The organism is Bradyrhizobium sp. 62, from assembly GCF_023073035.1.
GTDB lineage: Bacteria > Pseudomonadota > Alphaproteobacteria > Rhizobiales > Xanthobacteraceae > Bradyrhizobium.
This window is the reverse complement of sequence record NZ_JADPIT010000011.1, coordinates 56,338-78,732: the sequence shown is the minus strand read 5'-3', so window position 1 is coordinate 78,732 and position 22,395 is coordinate 56,338. Positions and strand designations below refer to the sequence as shown.

Annotated in this window: 19 protein-coding genes; 14 read left to right on the top strand and 5 right to left on the bottom strand. The window is 62.4% G+C overall.

The genetic code is table 11. The annotated features are described in order from the left end of the window. Positions 1-91: 91 nt before the first annotated feature. Positions 92-1,282 carry an ABC transporter substrate-binding protein gene (locus IVB47_RS07105; RefSeq protein ID WP_027566804.1) on the bottom strand — a complete coding sequence of 397 codons (1,191 nt, stop codon included), beginning with the start codon at positions 1,280-1,282 and terminating at the stop codon, positions 92-94. A gap of 518 nt (positions 1,283-1,800) precedes the next feature. Between IVB47_RS07105 and IVB47_RS07100 the strand changes: the two genes are divergently transcribed. Beyond that, positions 1,801-2,085 carry a hypothetical protein gene (locus IVB47_RS07100; protein WP_247290188.1) on the top strand — a complete coding sequence of 95 codons (285 nt, stop codon included), beginning with the start codon at positions 1,801-1,803 and terminating at the stop codon, positions 2,083-2,085. 36 nt (positions 2,086-2,121) lie between these two features. Here the strand turns inward: IVB47_RS07100 and purU are convergent, their stop codons facing one another. Continuing rightward, positions 2,122-2,985 (bottom strand): formyltetrahydrofolate deformylase, encoded by an 864-nt coding sequence (purU, locus tag IVB47_RS07095; protein ID WP_247460697.1) that lies wholly within the window; start codon positions 2,983-2,985, stop codon positions 2,122-2,124. 141 nt (positions 2,986-3,126) lie between these two features. Between purU and IVB47_RS07090 the strand changes: the two genes are divergently transcribed. After that, positions 3,127-3,969 carry a uroporphyrinogen-III synthase gene (locus IVB47_RS07090; protein ID WP_247460695.1) on the top strand — a complete coding sequence of 281 codons (843 nt, stop codon included), beginning with the start codon at positions 3,127-3,129 and terminating at the stop codon, positions 3,967-3,969. A 123-nt stretch (positions 3,970-4,092) separates the two neighbouring features. Further along, positions 4,093-5,355, top strand: coding sequence for an MFS transporter (locus IVB47_RS07085; protein ID WP_247362690.1), 1,263 nt, complete (start codon positions 4,093-4,095; stop codon positions 5,353-5,355). Here IVB47_RS07085 and IVB47_RS07080 read toward each other — a convergent pair. Further along, positions 5,352-6,026 (bottom strand): Crp/Fnr family transcriptional regulator, encoded by a 675-nt coding sequence (locus IVB47_RS07080; protein WP_106946375.1) that lies wholly within the window; start codon positions 6,024-6,026, stop codon positions 5,352-5,354. The two genes, IVB47_RS07085 and IVB47_RS07080, sit on opposite strands and share 4 nt — an antisense overlap. A gap of 333 nt (positions 6,027-6,359) precedes the next feature. Here IVB47_RS07080 and IVB47_RS07075 point away from each other — a divergent pair, with 333 nt between their 5' ends. From IVB47_RS07075 to IVB47_RS07050, 6 genes are all read left to right on the top strand, one after another. Further along, entirely contained in the window at positions 6,360-7,181 is an 822-nt protein-coding gene (locus IVB47_RS07075; protein ID WP_007601963.1) for an ABC transporter ATP-binding protein, read from the top strand. Beyond that, positions 7,178-9,109 carry a long-chain fatty acid--CoA ligase gene (locus IVB47_RS07070; protein WP_247460694.1) on the top strand — a complete coding sequence of 644 codons (1,932 nt, stop codon included), beginning with the start codon at positions 7,178-7,180 and terminating at the stop codon, positions 9,107-9,109. The genes IVB47_RS07075 and IVB47_RS07070 overlap by 4 nt, the downstream gene beginning before the upstream one ends. Positions 9,110-9,188: 79 nt before the next feature. After that, positions 9,189-10,082: a branched-chain amino acid ABC transporter permease gene (locus IVB47_RS07065; RefSeq protein ID WP_027519025.1), complete on the top strand. Its 894-nt coding sequence runs from the start codon at positions 9,189-9,191 to the stop codon at positions 10,080-10,082. Positions 10,083-10,085: 3 nt separating this feature from the next. Beyond that, a complete protein-coding gene (locus IVB47_RS07060) occupies positions 10,086-11,159 on the top strand; it encodes a branched-chain amino acid ABC transporter permease (protein WP_027519026.1) in 1,074 nt (357 codons plus the stop codon). Between the two features lie 46 nt (positions 11,160-11,205). After that, positions 11,206-12,489: an ABC transporter substrate-binding protein gene (locus tag IVB47_RS07055; protein WP_247460691.1), complete on the top strand. Its 1,284-nt coding sequence runs from the start codon at positions 11,206-11,208 to the stop codon at positions 12,487-12,489. A gap of 159 nt (positions 12,490-12,648) precedes the next feature. Further along, the gene (locus IVB47_RS07050; RefSeq protein ID WP_027566795.1) at positions 12,649-13,491 is read left to right on the top strand and encodes an ABC transporter ATP-binding protein; all 843 of its coding nucleotides are present in this window, start codon (positions 12,649-12,651) and stop codon (positions 13,489-13,491) included. On the opposite strand, the gene IVB47_RS07045 is transcribed toward IVB47_RS07050, so the two are convergent. Next, positions 13,488-14,642, bottom strand: coding sequence for an AGE family epimerase/isomerase (locus tag IVB47_RS07045; RefSeq protein ID WP_247460690.1), 1,155 nt, complete (start codon positions 14,640-14,642; stop codon positions 13,488-13,490). The two genes, IVB47_RS07050 and IVB47_RS07045, sit on opposite strands and share 4 nt — an antisense overlap. Positions 14,643-14,728: 86 nt before the next feature. Between IVB47_RS07045 and IVB47_RS07040 the strand changes: the two genes are divergently transcribed. From IVB47_RS07040 to IVB47_RS35510, 5 genes are all read left to right on the top strand, one after another. Further along, a complete protein-coding gene (locus IVB47_RS07040; protein WP_247460689.1) occupies positions 14,729-15,952 on the top strand; it encodes an AMP-binding protein in 1,224 nt (407 codons plus the stop codon). 617 nt (positions 15,953-16,569) lie between these two features. Beyond that, positions 16,570-18,033, top strand: a complete 1,464-nt coding sequence (locus tag IVB47_RS07035) for a DNA methyltransferase (protein ID WP_247460687.1) — start codon at positions 16,570-16,572, stop codon at positions 18,031-18,033. A gap of 3 nt (positions 18,034-18,036) precedes the next feature. Next, complete coding sequence (locus IVB47_RS07030) at positions 18,037-18,444, top strand: hypothetical protein (RefSeq protein WP_247460685.1); 408 nt, start codon at positions 18,037-18,039, stop codon at positions 18,442-18,444. 106 nt (positions 18,445-18,550) lie between these two features. Continuing rightward, positions 18,551-19,027: a DUF5681 domain-containing protein gene (locus IVB47_RS07025; RefSeq protein ID WP_247460683.1), complete on the top strand. Its 477-nt coding sequence runs from the start codon at positions 18,551-18,553 to the stop codon at positions 19,025-19,027. Between the two features lie 326 nt (positions 19,028-19,353). Next, the gene (locus IVB47_RS35510; protein ID WP_346730783.1) at positions 19,354-19,863 is read left to right on the top strand and encodes a hypothetical protein; all 510 of its coding nucleotides are present in this window, start codon (positions 19,354-19,356) and stop codon (positions 19,861-19,863) included. Between the two features lie 700 nt (positions 19,864-20,563). On the opposite strand, the gene IVB47_RS07015 is transcribed toward IVB47_RS35510, so the two are convergent. Beyond that, positions 20,564-20,791 carry a hypothetical protein gene (locus IVB47_RS07015; RefSeq protein WP_247460681.1) on the bottom strand — a complete coding sequence of 76 codons (228 nt, stop codon included), beginning with the start codon at positions 20,789-20,791 and terminating at the stop codon, positions 20,564-20,566. Between the last annotated feature and the right edge of the window lie 1,604 nt (positions 20,792-22,395).

Below are 22,395 nucleotides of genomic sequence, written 5' to 3'. Positions count from 1 at the left end.
ATGCCCGGGTCAAGCCCGGGCATGACGAGAGTGGCGGGCGAGATCCCCGATGCGCGCTAATTCGCGCTCGGGGATGACGCGCTTTCGCGCGTCACTTCTTGGTCTTGCCGAGATCCTTGACGGCCTCGAAGGTCGCGAACTCGACGTTGTAGAGCTCGCCGTCGACCTTCTCGACCTTCCGGATGTAGATGTTCTGCACGATGTCGCGGGTCTCGGGGTCGATCGAGATCGGGCCGCGCGGGCTCTCCCACTTCTGGCCCTTCATGGCTTCGACCAGCTTGGTGCCGTCGGTGTCGCCATTGGTCTTCTTCAGCGCTTCGTAGATCAGGTGAATGCCGTCATAGCCGCTCACCGCCATGAAGCCCGGCCGGTTTCCGTACGCCTTCTTGTAGGCCGCGACGAAATCCTTGTTCATCTGCGAGGGATGCGCCGCGGAATAAAGGTGTGCAGTGACCGTGCCCAGCACGGCGTCGCCCATGTTGTTGAGGAGGTCGTCGTCGGTCACGTCACCCGGTCCGATCACCTTGATGCCCGCCTTGTCGAGTCCGCGTTCGGCATACTGCTTCATGAAGTTGCCGCCCTGGCCGGCCGGCACGAACACGAAGATCGCGTCAGGCTTGGCATCCTTCATACGCTGGAGGAACGGTGCGAAATCGGGATTGGCAAGCGGCGTCTTCACCTCTTCGACCACCTCGCCGCCACCGGCGGTGAAGTTCTGCTTGAAGAAGTTGAGCGCGTCATTGCCCGGCGCGTAGTCCGAGGTCAGCGTCGCCACCTTCTTGATGCCGTTTTTCACCGCCCAGTCGGCGATGATGGTGGAGGACTGCGCCAGCGTGAAGCTGGTGCGCACGATATAGGGCGAGCGCTCGGTGATGATGGAGGTGCCGGCGGCCATCACGACTTCCGGGATCTTGGCTTGCGTGGCCAGCGGCGCCGCCGCGAGCGCGGCCGGCGTGACGCCGAAGCCGGCGATGAAATGGACCTTGTCGTTGACAATCAGCTCTTGCGCGGCGGTCTTGGTCTTGTCGGGAATCGCAGCATCGTCCTTGAGGATGATCTCGATTTTTTTGCCGGCGACGGTGTCGCCCTTCTGCTGCATGTAGAGCTTGATCGCGTTCTCGATCTGCTTGCCGGTCGAGGCCTGGCCGCCGGTCATCGGCAGGATCAGACCGACCTTGACGCTATCCTCGGCCTTGGCCGGAAGGACGGCCGTAAGGCCCACGATGGCTGCCGCTGCTGCGGCCCAGGCAGTCTTATGAGACAGTTTTTTGCGTTCGAACATCAGATGTCCCTCCCCTTCATTCCTGATCTTTTGTGCGCCGGACCGAGTGCCCGGTCCTTGCCTTAAATCGAGCTCACGCACGCGTGATGTCGCGCCACATGGCGTCTTTCGCGCCCTTATTGTCAATCGGACGTTTGGCGACCTTTCGGCGCAAGCCGAGCCTTCCGATTGCCAACGGCAGAAGCGATACCGGGTCACGTCCGGGTAACCCCGGTATCGTGATCCTGGTCGCCATCATTTGTACGATTGTACAAACAAAATGGACCTGTCAACGAAAAAGCCCCATCTCCGACCAAACCACTCTGTCGCGAGACGTTGCCGCCGTCTAGAAGCGCCGCCGGCCGGGTGCATGGAGGATTTCGTCTTTTGTTTGCAGAATTTGAACATCGGCAAGGTCTGAGTAGGTAGCCTCTGGTACCAAATTACCTACCTCGAATAAGTCTATTTTACCTGTTGAAGGCTACTCTCCCGACGACAGCCTGACCTGGCGTCCAACACGCTGACCTCGCCTCCGTACAATGCCCAGATCCGCCCGTTCCCTCCTGATCCTCCTCGCGCTCTCCGCGGGCCTGTCGGGCTGCGGCACCGTCAACGAAAAGCTCTCGTCCGGCATGGGCGACTACGTCCCGCAATGGGCCGGCGGCTTGCCGGCGGACGCCCCGCCGCGGGCGGGCACGCCGCAATACGATGCCTTCATGAAGGAGCGCGAGCGCAAGCGGCTGATGCCGGCAGCGGATCGCGAAAAGGAGGAGCAGGCGCAAAAGGGCGCAACGGGCTCAGCGTCCGGCGCTGCGGTGCGTTAAGTCGTGCCCCCTCGCCGCCTGCGGTGAGAAGTGAGTTCAGTCCACGAACACCACGGTCTTGCGGCCGTTGAGGATGACGCGGTCGTTGAGATGGTAGCGGATCGCGCGCGCCAGCACGCGGCGCTCGATGTCGCGGCCCTTGCGGACGAGATCCTCAGGCGTGTCCCGATGGCTGATGCGCTCGACGTCCTGGTCGATGATCGGGCCCTCGTCGAGGTCGCTCGTGACGTAGTGCGCGGTGGCGCCGATCAGCTTGACGCCACGCTCATGAGCCTGGTGATAGGGTTTTGCGCCCTTGAAACCCGGCAGGAACGAGTGGTGAATGTTGATGCAGCGTCCCGACAGATTTGCCGAGAGATCGTCGGACAATATCTGCATATAGCGGGCGAGCACGACGAGATCGGTTCCGGTCTTGGCGACGAGATCGAGGATCTGCGCCTCCTGCTCGCGCTTGGTCTCCTTCGTAACAGGCAGATAGTGGAACGGAACCCCGCCGAAATCGAGCCCGTCATAGACCTCGCGCGGGTGGTTGGAGACGATTGCGACCAAAGTCATCGGCAGCTCGCCGGTCCGCCAGCGATAGAGGATGTCGACCAGGCAGTGATCGGACTTCGACACCAGCAGCATCACCTTGCGATGCGCGGCCCGATCGCGCATCTGCCATTCCATGCCGAAACGCTCGGCGATCGCGGTAAAGCCGGTCTGGAGCGCCGACAGCTCCACGGCGAGATCGGCGGCGGTGAACACCACCCGCATGAAGAACTTGTTGGTCTCGGTGTCGTCGAACTGTTGGGCGTCGAGGATGTTCTGTCCGGAATTCGCCAGGAAGGTCGACACCGCCGAGACGATGCCGGGACGATCCGGACAGGACAGGGTCAGGACATATTGATGATCGGGCATGGGCCTTGATGAAGGTTTGGGCAGCGGCTGCGGAACGCCCCGCGATTTGCGCCCTGCTCTATCACCGACCCCACCTTGCGCCAATCCCGACGGTGGAGTCAGGATGAACGTACGATTGCTTTGACTGACCGGAGTAGGCTCATGGCCGACCGCTTGAACGGCACCCGCATCCTGATCCTGGAAACGCGCGAGGAGGCGCAGTTTTCGAAGTTGCTGGCCGAGCAAGGCGCCGAGGTCGTGCAATGCCCGATGTTCACCATCCAGGATGCACCAGACCCCGCCCCGATCGAGGCCTGGATCCGCCGCGCCATCGACAAGCCCTTCGACGACCTCGTGTTGATGACCGGCGAAGGGCTGCGGCGGATCATGAAGCTCGCCATCGCGCGAGGGCTCGACCAGGCTCTCGTGGCGGCGCTTGCCAGATCACGAAAATTCACCCGCGGCCCCAAGCCTGGCAAGGCACTGCGCGAAATCGGACTCGAGGCGCAGCAGACCACAGAGAAGCCGACCACCGAGGGCGTGATCGAGATGCTCGGCAAGCTCGATCTGAAGGGGCACCGCCTCGGCCTTCAGCTCTATCCCGACAAGGATCACAATGCGCTGACCGATGCGCTTGCCGCGCAAGGTGCCGAGGTCGATGCCGTGCTGCCTTATGCTTACGATTCCAAGGCGGCGGATGCCAACATCGTCACCGCGATCGACGAGATGGCCGCCGGGCGAATCGATTCGATCGCGCTGACCAATCTTGGCCAGGTGCGCCGCCTGATTGAGGCCGCGAAGGCACATGGCAGCGAGGCGAAGCTGCGCGCAGGCCTGGAGCGGACGCTGATCGCGTCAGTGGGACCTGCTGTCTCGGGCGAGCTCGCGGCGCACGGCCTGCGGACCGACGTCTCGCCTGCCGATGAAGCCTACTTCATGCGACCGCTGATCTCGGCGATGGCCACTGCGCTCCTGGAGCGGAAATCGAGAACCGCTGCGAGCTAGGAGCAGAGCGCGGGAGCGGCCTGCAGCTGCCCCCGATTGACACAAGCGTCACCGGCGCTACGGTCTCGCACAGAAGAAGAAACAACAAGGCAAGGGAATCGCCGTGATACGCGCCATCGCGCCTTGAGCACACCCGCACGCCCCTCCGCGCTCGCGCCATTTCGTATCCGCAATTATCGTTTCCAGTGGCCGTCCGACCTGCTCACCTCCTGGGCATTCGAGATCGAGACGCTGGTGCTCGGCTGGTACATCATGGTCGAGACCGGCTCGGTGCTGCTGCTCACCGTGCTCGCATCGCTCCAGTTCGTCGGGACGTTGGTGGCGCCGGTGTTCGGCATGATCGGTGACCGCATGGGTCATCGCGATCTCCTGGTCGCGATGCGTCTTGCCTATATGGTGCTCGCGTCGACCATCATGACTCTGGCACTGACCGGTCATCTGACCCCGCCAGGCGTCATGATCATCGTCGCAATCATGGGCCTGATTCGCCCCTCGGATCTCGGCGTTCGCGGCGCGCTGCTTGCCGAGATCATGCCGAGCGAGCAACTGGTGGGCGCCATCAGCGTTGCGCGCACGACCCAGGACAGCGCGCGCATCGCCGGCGCGTTGACAGGCGCGGGGCTATTTGCCGTCCTCGGTATTGGCCTCGTTTACGTGGTGATCGTCTGCCTCTATTTCCTGGCCGCGCTGCTCATGCTCTGCCTGACCCGGCCGGAACGGACCATTGCCACAACTGATCTTCCGGCAGACAGCCGCGCCGTTTCGAGATTGCTGGGCGATCTGAAGGAAGGGATCGTCTACGCCTGGAATGGCGCGGGGATGCGCGCGGCGCTATGCGTCGCCTTCCTGGCCAACCTGACCGCATTTCCCTTCACCGGCGGATTGCTGCCCTACATCGCGCGGGACATCTTTCATACCGACCAGACCGGCCTCGGTTATCTCTCCGCGAGCTTCGCCGTCGGCTCGCTGATCGGCTCCATCACGCTCAGCCTCGTCAGCGGAGTGCGCATTGCCCGGCTCCTGATCGGCGCGACGCTGGCCTGGTACGCCATGCTGCTGGTGTTCGTCGAGATCAGGACCATGCCGGTGGCGATGGCCTGCCTTGTGCTCGCCGGCATCGCCCAGAGCATGTCGATGATATCAGCTGCCGTGATCCTGATGCGGACGGCCAGCGCACATCTTCGCGGCCGCGTCATGGGCGTGCGCATGATGGTGATCTACGGCCTGCCGATTGGGCTCCTCGCGGCCGGCAGCCTGATCGACATCATCGGCTATTCCGCGACGGGGTCGCTCTATGCCGTCTCGGGGTTCATTGCAATGATGGCGATCGCGGTGCGCTGGCGCGCTGACCTCTGGCCGGTGCACGCCCCCGCCAATGGGCGCTAATCCCCGTAACCGCGCAACCGCTCGATATCGAGGATCGTGACGCCGCCATACTCCAGCCGGAGCAAGCCCTCTTTCTCCAGCCGGTTCAGCGCGCGGTTGGCATTCTGGCGGGACATGCCGGAAAGCGCGCCGATCTCTTCCTGGGTGATCTCCAGATGCGCGGTGGATTCCGGATAGAGGATCGGATTGAACAGCGAGGCGATGCTGCGAGCGAGCCGCGCGGTGGCATCCAGCGTGCGGTTGACCTCGAGCATGCCGATGAACTGGCCGAGCCGCTCGTTGAGCTGGCGAACCAGGAAGCGGTTGAAGCCGACGCTGTTCTCGAACAGCCACATGAAGGCGCTGCGTTCCATCAGCGCGACGCGGCTGTTGCGCAGCGCGACGACGTCATAGCGGCGCGGCTCGTTCTTGAGCACGCTGCCCTCGCCGAACCAGGCCCCCGCCGTCAGCCCGGCAAGACTCGTCTCCTTGCCGTCGCGCGAGACCCCGCCCATCCGGGCAAGCCCAAAGACCATGCCGGCCCAATAGTCGAACGTGTCGCCGCGCATGAAGACGGTCTCGCCGGTGCCGTAGGACCGCTCCGTGATCCCGGCACGAGCGACCTCGATCTCCGCTTGCGTGAGCTCGCGCGACCAGGCAGCGACGCGCTTCAATTGATCCTCTGAAATCATGAACCCGAAGCCCGCCGCACCGTTCGTCACTCCTGTTCTGCTGCAATGCAGCATGATCGTCTCGGCTACCATCAGACGAAAGATGGAGGCTGCGAGCGCCCAAAAAACTTTGTCGCAGAATTGTCAGGCGGGAGACATTTCAAAATAGCGCTTTCCCCTATTGAGGACCACCTCGGGCGATGCGGCTTTTGATCCCAAACGGGAACGAGAGCGGCGCGGCTCCGGTCGAGACCATCTGCTGCATGGCCTCACCGGCACGGCCGTACTAGGATCGCCCGACAGAACGGACGAAGAGCGCCACTGAATGCGCCATCACCGGGAGGGATCTGTTTGGTGGCTACCAGTCTTGAAGTGCGCGGCGTGTCCTTGCGATTCGGCGGCGTTCGTGCGCTGACCGATGTCGGCTTCGCCATCAGGGAAGGCGAGCTGTTCTCGATCATTGGCCCCAATGGTGCCGGCAAGACCTCGATCGTGAACTGTATTTCCGGCCGCTACAAGCCGACCGAAGGCCAGCTGTTCTACCAGGGCCGCGACATCACCGGCCTGACGCCCAACGCGCGCGCTTCGCTCGGCATCGGCCGCACCTTTCAGAACCTGGCGCTGTTCCACCACATGAGCGTGCTCGACAACATCATGGTCGGCCGCCATCACCTCCTGAAGAACAATTTCCTCACGGGCTCGCTGTACTGGCTCACCGGCGCGCGCAAGGAAGAGCTCGAGCACCGCCGCAAGGTCGAGGAGATCATCGATTTCCTCGATCTCCAATCGGTGCGAAAGGCGCCGGCCGGCACCCTCTCCTATGGTCTGCGCAAGCGCGTGGAGCTCGCGCGCGCCATGGCACTGGAGCCACGCCTCATTCTCCTCGACGAGCCGATGGCCGGCATGAACTTCGAGGAGAAGGAGGACATGGCCCGCTACATCGTCGATCTCAACGAGGAGTTCGGCATGACCGTGGTGATGATCGAGCACGACATGGGCGTGGTAATGGACATCTCCCACCGCGTCATGGTGCTGGATTTCGGCCGCAAGATCGCCGAGGGCGATCCGGCCGCCGTGCTCGCCGATCCCCACGTCAGGCGCGCCTATCTCGGCGAAGAAGACGAGGTGCTGGTCGACCCTGACGATGCTCCGCCGGCGCAGGAGAGCGCGGCATGATGGATTACGCAGGCCGCGTCGCGCAGGCCGACACCTATCCGAAGATGCTCCGGCTCAATGCGAAGGAGTACGGCAACGAGATCGCGTTGCGCGAAAAGGATCTCGGGCTGTGGCGCCCGTTCACCTGGAACGCCTACCAGACGCGGGTGCGCGACTTCGCGCTCGGCCTGATCGAACTGGGCCTTGGGCGCGAAGATGTCGTCGGCATCATCGGCGACAACCGGCCGGACTGGGTCGCGGCGGAAATAGCAACCCACGCGATCGGAGGCTTGAGCCTCGGGCTATATCGTGACGTGCTCGACGAAGAAGCCTCTTATCTCCTCAATTATGGCGAGGCGCAGCTCGTTTTCGCCGAGGACGAGGAGCAGGTCGACAAGCTGCTTACGCTGGCCGACCGCGTCCCAAAGCTGAAGCACATCATCTATTCCGATCCGCGCGGCATGCGGAAATACGACGATCCGCGCTTGATGTCGGCGGAGACGTTTGCCGAACTCGGCCGGGCGCGGGCTACGCGCGAGCCGGAACTTTACGACCGGCTGGTGGACGCGACCAAGGGCGAGGACGTCGCGATCCTCTGCACGACATCAGGCACCACCTCGCATCCAAAGCTCGCGATGCTCGCGGCCGGCCGCGTGCTCGGCCACTGCGCGACATACCTCGCTTTCGATCCGAAAGGGCCGGACGACGAATACGTGTCGGTGCTGCCGCTGCCCTGGATCATGGAGCAGGTCTATGTACTCGGCAAAGGCCTCTTGTGCCGGATGAAGATCAACTTCGTCGAAGAGCCCGAGACCATGATGAACGATCTGCGTGAGATCGCACCGACGTTCATCCTGTTTGCACCGCGCGTTTGGGAATCAATCGCCGCCGACGTCCGCGCCAGGGTGATGGACGCAACGCCGTTCAAGCAGCGCCTGTTCGACATCGGCATGAAGAGCGGGCTTGCCGCGCTCGAACGGGGCGAGCGTTCCGGCTTTGCCGACGCGATCCTGTTCCGTGCATTGCGCGACCGCCTCGGCTTCACCCGCCTGCGTTCAGCCGCAACCGGCGGCGCGGCACTCGGGCCCGAGACCTTCAAGTTCTTCCAGGCCATGGGCGTGCCGCTGCGTACGCTCTACGGCCAGACCGAGCTGCTGGGGGCCTACACGCTGCATCCCGCGGGCAAGGTCGATCCCGACACCACCGGCGTGCCGATGGCCGACAGCGTCGAGATCCGCATCGACAATGCCGACGTCCACGGCGTCGGCGAGATCGTGGTGCGGCATCCCAACATGTTCCTCGGCTACTACAAGAACCCGGAGGCGAGCGTCGCCGACATCAGGGACGGCTGGATGCTGTCGGGCGATGCCGGCTATTTCAACGACGACAAGCAGCTCGTGGTGATCGATCGCATCAAGGATCTCGCCGAGACCTCGCGCGGCGAGCGCTTCTCGCCGCAATTCATCGAGAACAAGTTGAAGTTCTCGGCTTATATCGCGGAAGCCGTGGTGCTTGGTGCAGGCCGCGACGCGCTCGCCGCCATGATCTGCATCCGCTACTCCATTATCTCGAAATGGGCGGAGAAGAACCGGCTCTCGTTTACGACCTACAGCGACCTGGCCTCGCGGCCCGAGGTTTATGCGCTACTCAAGAAGGAAGTCGAGACCGTCAACGCGACTCTGCCACCGGCACAGCGCATCTCCCGCTTCCTGCTGCTCTACAAGGAGCTCGACGCCGACGATGGCGAGCTCACCCGCACGCGGAAAGTGCGCCGCAGCGTCATCAACGAGAAATACGAAGGCATCATCGACGCGATCTATCGCGGCCAGGCCGACATCCCCGTGGACACCGTGATTCGCTTCCAGGACGGCACCACGCAGCGCATACGTACAACGCTGAGGGTTGTGGACCTGGATGGGCACGGGCACATGGCGGAGGCCGCGGAGTGAGCACGCTTCCGACACACGGCGTGTTGCGAATCTATGAACCCTCTCCCCGCAAGCGGGAAGAGGCGAAGGATAGCATAACATGAACACTGCCTTCCTCATTCAACTCCTGGTCAACGGCCTCGTGGTCGGCACGCTCTATGGCGTGGTCGCGATGTCGTTTGTGCTGATCTACAAGGCTAGCCAGGTCGTCAATTTCGCGCAGGGCGAGCTCTTGCTGGTCGGCGCCTGGGTCTGTTGGACGCTGCTCGCGAAATACCAGGTGCCGTTCTGGATCGGCATGCCGATGACGCTGGTGTTCATGTTCGTGTTCGGCATCGCGGTACAGGTCCTGATCCTGCGACCGATGATCGGCGAACCTATCATCTCGGTCATCATGGTGACGATCGGCCTCTCCACCGTGCTGCAGGCCACGCTGAAATGGATGTTCGGCGTCAATCCGCAGCCGTTCCCGCGCGTGTTCGAGAGCCAGTCCGTCAGCCTGCTCGGGCTCCAGATCCAGACCGTCTATGTCATGAGCCTCGTGGTCTCGATCGCGATGATGATTGGCATGGCCTGGTTCTTCCGCGCGTCGAAGTACGGCCTTGCGATGCGCGCCACTGCGTTCAACCAACAGGTCGCGCAATCGCTCGGCATTTCCGTGAAAAGCGTGTTCGCGATGGCCTGGGCGATCTCCGCAACGGTGTCGGCGGTTGCAGGCGTCGTGGTCGCGGTCGTGAACGGCGTATCCTCGGGCCTTGCCGCCTATGGGATCAAAGTGTTTCCGGCTGCGATCCTCGGCGGGCTCGATTCCGTCGGCGGTGCCGTGCTCGGCGGCATCATCATCGGATTACTCGAGAACATCGCGCAATATGTCGACAGCGAATACCTTCACTGGGGCAATCTCTACGAGATCGCGCCGTTCTACGTCCTCATCATCGTGCTGATGATCAAGCCTTACGGCCTGTTCGGCACCCACGACATCGAACGGATCTGATCTATGGCCGGCCCCGCCCTCATCCCTGCTGGTGATTTCCGCACCTCTTACGCGGCCGACACCACGATCTTCCCGACCGCCACCAGCCGCAATTTTGCGATCGCCGGCGTGCTGGCGCTGTGTCTCGTGCCGCAATTCCTTGGCGGCTATTGGCTCAGCATCCTGATCCAGATCGGCATCTTCTCGATCGCTGCGCTGGGGCTGAACATCCTGGTCGGCTTCACCGGCCAGATCTCGATCGGCCATGCCGCTTTCTTCCTGCTCGGCGCCTTCACCTCGGCCTACATCTCCAACAGCACATCGATCCCGGTGTTCTTCGCGATCCCCCTCGCGGGCGTCGTCACTGCGCTGGTCGGGCTGATCTTCGGCATCCCGGCGGCGCGGCTGAAGGGGCTTTACCTCGTCATCGCGACGCTCGCAGCACAATACATCCTGCTCGACTTCTTCTCCCGCGCAGAGTGGTTCACCGGCGGCTCGGTGCCGGCCAGTGCCAATCCGTTCTCGATCTTCGGCTACACGCTGCGCGGCGACAGGCAATATTTCTACGTCGTACTCGCCTACGTGGTTGCAAGCTACGTCCTCGTCACCAATCTGATGCGCACCCGGGACGGCCGCGCGCTGGTGGCGATCCGCGACCATTATCTCTCCGCGGAGATCATGGGCATCAATCTCACCAAGTATCGCACGTTGTCATTTGGGCTCGCCGCCTTCTTCGCCGGCATCGCCGGCGCGCTCTACGCACACTACCAGCTCGTGGTGTCGCAAGAGGGCTTCGGCATCGAACGCTCGATCCTGTTCCTGGCCATGATCATCATCGGCGGCACCGGTTCGATCATGGGCACGCTGATGGGTACCGCGTTCGTGGTGCTGCTGCCCGAGACGATGGAGTTCCTCAGCGTGGCGCTGAAGGGCGGCGCGATCGACAAGGCGCTGTCGCTGAACAACAACATCACCTTCCTGCGCGAGATCGCGATCGGGGTGATCATCATCGCGTTCCTGATGTTCGAGCCGGATGGGCTCGCCCATCGCTGGCGGCAGATCAAGGCGTACTGGAAACTCTACCCGTTCTCGCATTGAGCGCGGGCAACTCGCAAACCAACAAATAAACAGGAGGAGGCAACCAATGAAAACTAAATCCCTTTTGAGCACCGCGTCACTTGCGCTGGCGATCGCCGCATTCTCGTCAGGCGCGCAGGCGCAGATCGCGATCGGGCATCTCGCCGATTATTCCGGCGGCACGTCCGACGTCGGCACGCCCTACGGCCAAGCCGTCGCCGACACCTTCGCCTGGGTCAACAAGAACGGCGGCGTCGGCGGCAAGCAGCTCAACGTCGACACCAACGACTATGGCTACCAGGTACCGCGCGCGATCGCGCTCTACAAGAAGTGGTCGGCGCCGGACTCCAAGGTCGCGGCGATCATGGGCTGGGGCACGGCAGACACCGAGGCGCTGACCGGCTTCCTCGCACAAGATAAAATTCCCGATCTCTCCGGCTCCTACGCCGCTGCCCTCACCGATCCCGAAGGTGTCAGCGGCAAGGCCAAGCCCGCGCCCTATAATTTCTTCTATGGTCCGAGCTATTCGGACTCGCTGCGCGCGATGCTGATGTGGGCAGCCGAAGACTGGAAGGCCAAGGGCAAGTCCGGCAAGCCGAAATTCGTCCACATGGGCGCCAACCACCCCTACCCGAACGCACCGAAGGCCGCCGGCGAAGCCATGGCGCAGGAGCTCGGCTTCGAGGTGCTGCCGCCGCTGGTGTTCGCGCTCGCGCCGGGTGACTACAGCGCGCAGTGCCTGAGCCTGAAATCCTCGGGCGCCAACTACGCCTATCTCGGCAACACCGCCGCGTCCAACATTTCGGTGATGAAGGCCTGCAAGACCGCCGGCGTCGACATCCAGTTCATGGGCAATGTCTGGGGCATGGACGAGAACGCCGCCAAGACCGCAGGCGATGCCGCCGACGGCGTGATCTTCCCGCTGCGCACCGCGGTCAGCTGGGGCGGCGATGCGCCCGGCATGAAAACGGTGATGGAGATCTCGAAGATGTCCGACCCGACCGGCAAGGTCTATCGGCCGGTGCACTACATCGCGGCGGTGTGCTCGGCGCTCTACATGAGGGAGGCGATCGATTGGGCCGCCAGGAACGGCGGCGCCACCGGCGAGAACGTCGCCAAGGGCTTCTACCAGAAGAAGGACTGGGTGCCGGCCGGGATGGAGGGCGTCTGCAATCCCTCGACCTGGACCGACAAGGACCACCGCGGCACGCTGAAGGTCGACCTCTACCGCACCAGGATTGCGGGAACGACCGACGGCGACCTCAACGACCTCATGGCCAAGGGCGCGATCAAGCTCGAGAAGGTCAAGACCGTCGAGCTCCCGCGCAAGCCGGAATTGCTCGGCTGGTGAGCTTAGCGCTCACCTCACACACAAATGTCATCCCCCGCCTTGTGCGCAGCGCGCACTGGAGCGGGGGATCCAGTACGCCGGGGCCTCTCCGTGAGTCTCAGGCGTCTCTGGAATACTGGTCGCCCGGTCAAGCCGGGCGACGACAGCGGAGTATGAGGCATGACCGAAATTCACGAAGCAGCAGCTCGTCCCTCCCCCGGCATCGTACCCGCACCGCCTCTCCTTGCCGTGCGCAACATCGAGGTCGTCTATGACGACGTCATCCTGGTGCTGCGCGGTCTCAGCCTCGACGTGCCCAAGGGCGCGATCGTGGCGCTGCTCGGCGCCAACGGCGCCGGCAAGTCGACGACGCTGAAGGCGATCTCCGGACTGCTCAAGACCGAGGACGGCGAAGTCACGCGTGGCGAAATCTTGTTCGAAGGCGAGCGGATCAATGGCATCGACCCCGACAAGATCGTCCGCCGCGGCATCTTCCAGGTGATGGAGGGCCGGCGCATCGTCGCCGACATGACCTCGCTGGAAAATCTCAAGCTCGGCGCCTTCACCCGCAGGGACCGCGAGGTCGGCGCCGATCTCGATATGGTCTTCAACTATTTCCCGCGTCTGAAAGAGCGCACCGGGCTTGCCGGTTATCTCTCCGGCGGCGAACAGCAGATGCTCGCGATCGGCCGCGCACTGATGGCGCGCCCGAAGATGATCCTGATGGACGAGCCCTCGATGGGCCTGTCGCCTCTGCTGGTGAAAGAGGTGTTCTCGATCATCCACAAGATCAACCGTGACCTCGGCGTCACCATTCTCCTGGTCGAGCAGAACGCCCGCGCCGCGCTGTCGGTGGCAAGCCACGGCTACATCATGGAGCAGGGCAAGGTCGTGCTCGACGGCACCGCGGACGAATTGCGCGACAACGAGGACGTCAAGGAATTCTACCTCGGCGGCGCCGGCGACCAGCGCAAGAGCTTCAAGAACCTCAAAAGCTTCAAGCGGCGCAAGCGCTGGCTTTAACCTTCCAATACCTGTTCCGCTTCCGTGACTGCGCAGAGAACATGATAGAACGACGACGCAGGAATGGTGTCGATCAGCGATTCGCCGTCGCGCTCGAACTGGTCGTACCAGCCGCCCCGCACGGGATGGCTGAGATAATGCCGTTCGAGCCGCGCCAGCGCCACGCGCGCCTCGTCCGCCGCGCCCGCCTCGCCGGATTCGGCCTGCGCGATCCACGCCTTCGCAATCTCGGTCTGTGGCCACAGCCGGCGCGTAGTGCGGCGAATGTTGCCGGCGTCGTCACCCTCGTCGATCAGGCAGCCGGTGGCCTCGTCGCGATAGCGCAGCGCGGTTTCCAGCAGCTCGGCGCGCCGCTGTCCGGTCGGGCAGCCCGTGATGCGTTCGAACCCCTTCAGCAACCAGACCCATTCCGCCTGGTGGCCGGGCTCGACGCTGACCGGCGCGATCTTCGACCAGTCCTCTTCGAAATATTCGCCGAGCGCGCGCGTCCGCTTGTCGTAGAGATTGGCGAGGAACAGCGCGAAGAACTCGCCGGCACGGTTCTGGAACGACAAATCGTGGGTTGCGTCGAAGCACGCGATCATCGCCTCGAACAGATGCATGTGCGGGTTCTGCCGGCGCGGCAGCGAGACCGGAAGGCCTTCGTGGACGCCGCCGTGCGGCGAGCGCAGATGGCCATCGAGGAAGGCGAGCAGCGCGTCGATCTCGGTGCGGATTTGTGCGTCCTGGTCGAGCGCATAGACGGCCGCGAGCGCAAACAGGATGAAGGCGTGGTCGTAGGCGTCGCGGCGGGCGTCCAGCACCGCGCCCTCCGGCGTCAGCCGGTGCACGTAGCCGGGCCGGCCATCTGGCGTCTTTGCCTTGGCGAGCAGATGCTCGAGGCCCTTCAGTGCGACGGCGCGCCCCTCAGGGTACCAGCCCATCTGCGCAGCCTTGGCGTAGCACCAGATCTGGCGGGCCTGCACGAACACCCGGCGCGGCGCGGTCACGTCCGCCGTGCCGTCACGATGCAGCCGATCGATGAAACCACCCGCGCCATGGTCCCAGCCGACCGTCGACCACAACGGCAGCGCCTCGTCGATCATGCGGCGCTTCAGGCGCGGCACGACATCCGACGCCTCGTCCTCCGCACTGATTCCCTCGTCCGCCATCGCGTCCTCTTCAAACCTCGTCCATGGCCGTCTGATAGCCATGCCGGCGGCGGCACGCAACGGATGCCAACACGGAAAGATCAGCCATGACCGCCCATTACGACGCCCTCGAGACGCGCGAGCAAGCCGCGCGCGAGGCCGATCTGTTCGCCCGCCTGCCCGGCGTGCTGCGCTCTGCGATGACCGCGCCCGCCTATGCTGATCGGCTGAAAGGCCTGGATCCGGCTACCGTGACCTCCAGAGCGGCACTGGCGGGCCTCCCAGTGCTGCGCAAGTCGGAACTACCGGCCCTGCACAAGGCCTCCACGCCCTTCGGAGGGTTCGTCGCGGCGGCGCCCGGCTCCTTCGCCCGCCTCTTCACCTCCCCCGGGCCGATTTTCGAGCCGGAGGGGCGGCAGGCCGATCCGTGGCGCGGCGCACGGGCGCTGTTCGCGGCCGGGTTCCGGCCCGACGACATCGTGCTCAACACCTTCAGCTATCATCTCACCCCCGGCGGCTTCATCTTCGATGCATCGGCGCGCGCGCTCGGTTGCGCCGTGATCCCGGCCGGTCCAGGGAATACCGAGCAGCAATTCGAGCTGATCGAGGCCTATCGTCCTGTCGGCTACAGCGGCACGCCGGACTTCCTGAAGATCTTGCTCGATGCTGCCGCAAACTCAGGACGCGACGTCTCCTCGATCAAGCGCGCGCTGGTCTCGGGCGCGGCCTTCCCGCCCTCGCTCCAGGCGGAGATCAAGGCCCGCGGCATCGACGCCTACCAGGCCTTCGGCACCGCCGATCTCGGCCTCATCGCCTTCGAGACGAGCGCGCGCGACGGCATGGTCGTGAACGAGGATCTGATCATGGAGATCGTCAAGCCCGGCACCGGCGATCCCGTGGCGTCCGGCGACGTCGGCGAGATCGTCGTGACCTCGCTCGACCCGCACCATCCCTGGATCCGGCTCGCTCTCGGCGACCTCACCGCGGCACTGCCGGGGACCAGCCCCTGCGGGCGCACCAACATGCGCATCAAGGGTTGGATGGGCCGCGCCGACCAGACCACCAAGGTCAAGGGCATGTTCGTCCGCCCCGAGCAGGTCGCCGAGATCGGCAACCGCCATCCCGCACTCGGAAGATTACGCCTCGTCGTCATGCGCCAGGGCGAGTCCGATGCAATGACGCTGAAAGCGGAGACGGCGGTCGCAAACGACGCGTTGCGCGAGGACATTGCAGGCACCTTGCGCGCAGTGACGAAGCTCGGAGGCGAAGTTGAATTGGTGAGGCCCGGCGCGCTGCCGAACGACGGCAAGGTGATCGCGGACGAGCGATAGACAACAGAGGGGGCTCTCCAACAGAACGGGCCGCCGATCCGCTGGCTGGTGCAAGCACGTGAAGTAAGCGCTTCACGCGAGCGGGGGGCAACGAATTCCCTGCGGGCAGGGAATCTCACCGAGATACGCGGTTCAAGCGGCCCACCAGCCCGCCCGCGCTCTCCGAATTTCCCGTGATTACAGAGCCTTGCGACAGCAGAGCCCTCGGCAGCTATGCGAATGCAATCTCACGAGCAGGGAATTTCAAAGCGCCACCGCAGGGAATTTTGAAGCAATCAGCAGGGAATCTGGCGCCCAAGCAAGGTAGGCGCGGGCGAGAATTCATGATCCGGAATCTCACCAGCGACTGACTCGGGAGTCGAGGAGCGATACCTAGTGGCGATCTTCGGTATTGCCACAAGTTATAGATGAAGTTATGGTTCGGGCAAGCAACAGTCGAGGTGTGCCTCGTCTTGGTGCCTGAGCGTTGTAGGGAGAAATCCCTCCGTTGAAGACATGGCGTTGCGATGGTCTAAAGGGCGTCGGCGGCATGAACCTAGTTCCCAACCAAGGGGGGCTTGTGTTCTGCAGCGCCACCCTCCCGCAGATCGACAGCCTCCTGAATTTAGGAGGCAGCTATGCCGACAATCTTCAACAAGAAAGCTAAACCTACACCACACGTCATTCGCGTCGATGAGGAGCCGCTCGCCCCTCCCGCTTTGCCGCGCGAGCAGCAAGCGCTGCTGCTCGATCCCCGCATCAAGCTCGATGCGCGTATCCGCGCAGAATGCGTCGAAATCGTCGATACGAACGACCTCGGCGTCAATGACCGAAACGCCAAGAAGCATCCGGAACGTCAGATCGCGCTGCTTTGCGCCAATATCGAGGAGTTCGGCTTCACGACGCCGCTGCTGGTCGATGAGCGCAACAAGATCATCGCTGGACACGCGCGATATGCAGCAGCCAAACGTATCGGGTTGACGCACCTCCCGGTCGTCAGACTGACGCACCTTACGCCAGCACAAAAGCGCGCACTTGCTATCTCCGACAACAAGCTGGCCGAACTGGGCTCTTGGGACCTGGAAATCCTGTCCGAGGAATTTTCATTCTTATTCAACCCGCAAGGCGTCGAAATCTCGTTCGATCCTCGGCTCACCGGTTTCGACACCGGCGAGATCGATCAAATCATTGTCGACGACCAAAATGAGCGCGAACGCGCAGATGCAGCGGACAAGAACATCCCGCTCCTGGAAGGCCCTGCGGTCTCTCTGAGAGGTGATCAATGGGAATGCGCTGATCACCGCGTCCGATGCGGCGATGCCACCGAGGCTGATGATTATCACGAGCTTATGCGAGCAGAGCGGGCCCAAATCGCCTTCCTGGATACTCCCTACAATGTGCCGAACTCAGGCCATGTGAGCCGCCGCGAGGACGTTAGGGAATTCCCAATGGCTCGCGGCGAGATGGGCGCTGAGGAATTCACCTCCTTTCTCAGCGCGATCCTCGGCAAGGTTCGCACGGCCATGGCGGATGGCGGGGTTGCTTATGTCTGCATGGACTGGCGGCACCTCACCGAGCTACTCGCGGCGGGCACACCGATCTTCGGTCCGCCGAAGAACCTCATCGTCTGGAGCAAGACCAATGCGGTGCTGGGCTCGTTCTATCGATCCCAGCATGAGCTGATCTTGCTTTATGTTGCACTTGGCAAGCCGGTCAACAATTTCGGCCTCGGCGAGAAGGGTCGGCACCGCAGCAACGTCTGGCGCTATCCCGGTTTCAACAGCTTCGGGCGGGATGGGAAGAAAATCCTCGCCATGCATCCGACGGTGAAGCCCGTCGCGCTGGTGGCGGATGCGCTCATGGACTGCTCAGATCGCGGCGGCATCGTGCTCGACCCCTGCGGCGGATCGGGCACCACCATGATCGCTGCCGAACGCACCGGTCGCAGGGCGCGCGTCATGGAAATCGACCCGCTCTATTGCGACACCATCGTCGAGCGCTGGCAGCAGCATACTGGCAAGCAGGCGCGGCTTGCCGGGACCGGCGAAACCTTCGCGGAGGTCAAGGGGCGCAGAGTGAACAACTCGAGCACAGGAGCATAAGATATGGCCGAGTTCGAAAAATCGAAGATCGTCACACGCCGAGACGATGATTCGCCCACCAAGGGCAAGCCGCCGCCAAAATCCAAGGCCCGTCGTCGGCGCAGCACGCAGCAAGTGCCTGCTGTCTGGGGGAATCCCTTGCGACAATGCTTGCTTGAGCGCATTCCCGTCAAAGTGGATGGGAAGACAACCTCGTTACCGGTCTACGTGGCGTGGATCAAACGGCTCATTGCGGATTCTCAACGGGGATGCCGCAAAAGTCGAAAAGTCCTGCTCAAAGCGACCGGCGGATTCAAGGCCATCATCGCGGAAGATAAACGGCGAGACGACGCCAAGACGTTAGAGCAAATCGACCAGATTCTGGAATCCATGGAGACTTGGACGGTCTCATCTAAGACCAAGAAGACCTAGTCGGCCGGCGGGGCTTACCGGGAATCGAAACAACAAAAGATCTAACCGCCGGCTTCTGCGGTTAGACAGCATCGTATTGAACAATCACGCGAGTGAGGGGGCTCACATGACAAACCACGATGAACATTCCACCAACAAGCACGCCGGCAGCGACAGGCCTTACGACGTAGGCTATGGAAAGCCACCGCAGCATACGCGGTTCCGCAAGGGCTTCTCTGGCAACCCGAAGGGCGGAAGCCGGAAGAAACACCACTTCGATGTCTCGGACTGGCAAAATCCGTTCGTTAAGTTTTTGCTTGAGCCAATGCAAATGACCGTAAAGGGCAAAAGATGTCAGATCCGCGCTTACGAGGTGTGGATCCGTCGTGTCATTCACGATGCGCTGTCCGGCGATCCCGACAGCTCCATGATTCTGCTTGAGCAGAGCGATTGCCTTCGAGTTCTCATCGATCCCGATCACCGTGAAGCCTCCTTGGCGGATCTTGCACACATCGAGGGAGTGAGACGGCAGGCGGCGTCGTTTCGCGTTGACTTATCTACGGAGGCAGACGAACCGGACGGCGGCGGCGGCCGCCGCGGCTAAGCACTCAGACCGGATGCCGTCGCTCAAGTTCTTCCGAAAAACAGCAACAATGAATAGGGAGCTTTAGTCCAAGCTGCCAAGGTTGCGGTTCTTGTCACCCCGTCCATACGCCTGATCGACACGGCAGACGAAGGGGCAGCAAGATCAGCCAATCCTTGACTGCAATCAGTTCGCCATCGCGCAAGGGTGTCGGGTGAGCGCAGAGATTGGAATGTTGGTGTATCATCCGTGCGGCCGGAGGCGGCGCTCCGCCTCCGCCCCCAATTGCCCCAACCACGTGCTCTGTTGAAGGAGCTGGGGCGGCACTAGAGGCGTGCGGACAGCAAATGCCGAACGAGAAAGGCGTCAGCCGGAAAACGGACCAAGCGCGCCTTCCTGAATGGCAGCCGGCGCTGGGCCGAATGAGAACGTCCTCCCCACAAAGCCACAAAGCCGAATGCCTTGCCGACATCATGTACGACATTGGCAGGCGCTTGAGCGACGGAGCCGAGATCGGGCTGTTCCTGGAGCCGGCATCAGAGGCGGTTGAGCCCGCCTTGGCCGCGGAGGCGAGGATGGGGCTGGTCGGCTCGACCTTCGGGAGAGGCGTCCATGGCGCGCGACGCGAGCTTGCGCTTCATCGTCTTGGCAGACGGATTAGCAGATTAGCACCGCAGGCGCCGAGAATGACGAGCCCCAAGCTGCTGGGTTATGGCAAACAGCACTCGATCCAGCGGAAAAAAGGTCTCGTCGAACACATCGGTGTCCGTCTCCAGCGCTGCGTCGGTCGGGATCAGGTAATTGTAGCCGTCCAGCTGCAGGTGCCCGGCATGATAGCTCACCGCGACATCGCCTGATCGTCCCAGTCATGGTCCGGCACCCGTTATGAAGCACCGATGTTGTTGCTGCGACGGACGCATGGTAGGCGGCTCTCAATGTTAGCCCCACCCATAACTTTTTTTCATAGTCGTTAGCAGGGTCATTCCGCTGCTGCTTTCCCCGGTCGTGTTTCGACCCGCCCCCGGAGAAACTCCGTGCTAGTCAAGCTACCCGAGACGGATCTCAAATCAGCCCAAAGCATGGAAAGCCTGGAACTTAAAAGCCAGGACGGCGAACTGTCGGGCAGTACTTTTGGGGGAAGGGCCACGGCGGGACGGTGTTCTTATTCGGCAGATACAAGGGCACATTCAAAACCCTACGCCGAATGCCAGGCTTTTGTCGATGGCGTCTTAGCCGATCGACAGCGGACGCCTGAACCCTTCAAGGCGAGTGGATGGTAGCAGCGCATGGGGCGATGCTTCGTGATGTTCATCGCGACGTTATGAGAGTTGGCGTTGTTTGCCCCGCGCCCCCCGGCGCCGATTGGGAAACCGTACGTCGGATGACACTTAAGTAGCGACGTACTTCCGAGAGACCGGATTGAGCCGCTCAGCAATCGGCCTCGCTTTAGTATCGTTGAATTGCATTTTAGCCGTCAGAACACGAGTTCGCGTCTCCGTCAAATCGGCTACGATCGCCACACGCGAGCACATCAGCTAGTTTGCTAGGCGGCTCATGCTAGTCCTGCAGGACATAAACACGTCTCAGTCTCTTCTCCATCGCTGCAAGCCGCCGCACGTCGTCCGGCGACAAATAAGCTCGACTTCTTGCCTCGATGACAACGCGCCAATCGCCATTGTTGCGATCAGGAACGATCGCAAGGCCGACCGGACTGACGCCGCTCTTCCTCAATTCTTCAAGAATAATCCAGCTCAAATCATTATTCAAAATAGCTTTCTTGACCATCGAATCTCCTCAGCCCAGCTGAAGCCTATCACCTTCGGCACCTCCTCCTGCAAGTCCGGACAACTTCGGAGGCCCGCGTGAGGGGCCGCCGAGGCATACGCGCGCGATGCGGCAACTAAGCCGTCCCCTTGTGGGCAAGGCGGCAACGGCCAAATGGCGCTCTGATGACGGAGCTCGCCAACCGTAGCCGCCTCACATGCCATAGGCTCGAAAGGCGTCGCACGGCCGGAAGCGCGAGCTTGACAAGCTGTTGCGCGCTGGCAATCGATCCGAAGCTCTTGCGGAACCAGAATACGGCGATGGTGACCATCCGCCAGCTTGCGGCTGAACTCGGCTTGCACTCTGTTCCCGGCCGCGACCTGCAGTCCGCGAGAACGACGATGACAACCCGCTCGCCCTCTAAGGATTCCGGCTCCCGCAATTGGGGGCCCCATCGTCGTCTACGCGTCAGAAGCATGCTGGCTGCCGGCCACGGCCATCGCGCTCGCAGTAGCACCTCCGGTTGCAAATGTGTCGCCGCCCCCGCTTCTCCGATCGAATTGCTGCTTGGGGCTCGCTGAACTCGGCGCCACCGGAGGAGGTTCAATGCGCCGCGCGCTGCTATCCGATACAGAGCGGACTTCTCCGAACAGCGGCTCAGTACACCCTGCGTCTAGCGCCTGCCCGATGCCGTCGAGAAGAATGCTCGCGGCTACGGCTGTAAGAGCATTCGTCCTGCGTGCACGCGCATTGCGATCGGTCGGCTCCTCCTTCCGCGCTGCTTCCCGATATAGACCAGGATTTTACGACTCACATCTGCACCTCTTACGCGCTGAAAGGCTTTGATCAGTCGCAGCATCTAAGCGTCGTCAATAATGTCTCAGGCAGAATTGCTCTCGAGAGCTAGGGAGCTGCTATCTTGCGCACAGCAACAGTCCAACAGATAAGACGGCCGGATGGCGCCGTTCACGGACAGTGCTCCTCTTTCGCCAGCAGATTGCGGCCAGATGCATCGGTATCGCGGGCGCCGTTGACCCGCCGAACGCGTGTCAGCCGCCAAATCTCGGTTGCAGGGTTTGTTTCGGCGGACTATCAAGCTCAGCGCTTAGCCGCGTTAACGGCCAATTCCATCGCCAAATCCAGAGCTGCAACCCCAATTTGATCCAAAGAATTAGACTTGCAGCGCCGGTCCATCCAAGCGACGATCGCCATGAAATCGCCTCCGCCGACAATGTCCTTCTCAGCACCCACGTTTAGCCACTGACGAAGCCGACGGACCCAGGATTCGAACGTCGCTTTACGACCGGGTTCTTCTTCCTATTCATCAGGCGGTAAAAGATTGGGCGCCGACGATCGTTGATCCGGCGTTTAGCGCTCTTTTCATGATTTGCTTGCGAGCATCGCAAGATCGGCTGAGAGATGGAGCAAGCCAGGCCCGACCAGCTTGCCGCCAGTGCGCTAAGCAGCCGTCGCTACCCCAGTCAGGTTGAGCTTGGCGCAATTGGCCAGCAGCATGGTGACATATTCCCCTCAGATCCGGAGCACGCTCCAAACAACAAAAAAGCCCCGGACGATACCCGGGGCTTTGATGTCTGAAGCGGGTTATGGATCAGTACTTCGCGACC

Coding starts and splice junctions, on each gene's coding strand:
- IVB47_RS07030 (WP_247460685.1), top strand. CDS start 18,037: ATGGCCGAGTTCGAAAAATCGAAGATCGTCACACGCCGAGACGATGAT.
- IVB47_RS07025 (WP_247460683.1), top strand. CDS start 18,551: ATGACAAACCACGATGAACATTCCACCAACAAGCACGCCGGCAGCGAC.
- IVB47_RS07055 (WP_247460691.1), top strand. CDS start 11,206: ATGAAAACTAAATCCCTTTTGAGCACCGCGTCACTTGCGCTGGCGATC.
- IVB47_RS07035 (WP_247460687.1), top strand. CDS start 16,570: ATGCCGACAATCTTCAACAAGAAAGCTAAACCTACACCACACGTCATT.
- IVB47_RS07060 (WP_027519026.1), top strand. CDS start 10,086: ATGGCCGGCCCCGCCCTCATCCCTGCTGGTGATTTCCGCACCTCTTAC.
- IVB47_RS07065 (WP_027519025.1), top strand. CDS start 9,189: ATGAACACTGCCTTCCTCATTCAACTCCTGGTCAACGGCCTCGTGGTC.
- IVB47_RS07045 (WP_247460690.1), bottom strand. CDS start 14,642: ATGGCGGACGAGGGAATCAGTGCGGAGGACGAGGCGTCGGATGTCGTG.
- IVB47_RS07070 (WP_247460694.1), top strand. CDS start 7,178: ATGATGGATTACGCAGGCCGCGTCGCGCAGGCCGACACCTATCCGAAG.
- IVB47_RS07100 (WP_247290188.1), top strand. CDS start 1,801: ATGCCCAGATCCGCCCGTTCCCTCCTGATCCTCCTCGCGCTCTCCGCG.
- IVB47_RS35510 (WP_346730783.1), top strand. CDS start 19,354: ATGCCGAACGAGAAAGGCGTCAGCCGGAAAACGGACCAAGCGCGCCTT.
- IVB47_RS07090 (WP_247460695.1), top strand. CDS start 3,127: ATGGCCGACCGCTTGAACGGCACCCGCATCCTGATCCTGGAAACGCGC.
- IVB47_RS07040 (WP_247460689.1), top strand. CDS start 14,729: ATGACCGCCCATTACGACGCCCTCGAGACGCGCGAGCAAGCCGCGCGC.
- IVB47_RS07080 (WP_106946375.1), bottom strand. CDS start 6,026: ATGATTTCAGAGGATCAATTGAAGCGCGTCGCTGCCTGGTCGCGCGAG.
- IVB47_RS07050 (WP_027566795.1), top strand. CDS start 12,649: ATGACCGAAATTCACGAAGCAGCAGCTCGTCCCTCCCCCGGCATCGTA.
- IVB47_RS07015 (WP_247460681.1), bottom strand. CDS start 20,791: ATGGTCAAGAAAGCTATTTTGAATAATGATTTGAGCTGGATTATTCTT.
- purU (WP_247460697.1), bottom strand. CDS start 2,985: ATGCCCGATCATCAATATGTCCTGACCCTGTCCTGTCCGGATCGTCCC.
- IVB47_RS07105 (WP_027566804.1), bottom strand. CDS start 1,282: ATGTTCGAACGCAAAAAACTGTCTCATAAGACTGCCTGGGCCGCAGCA.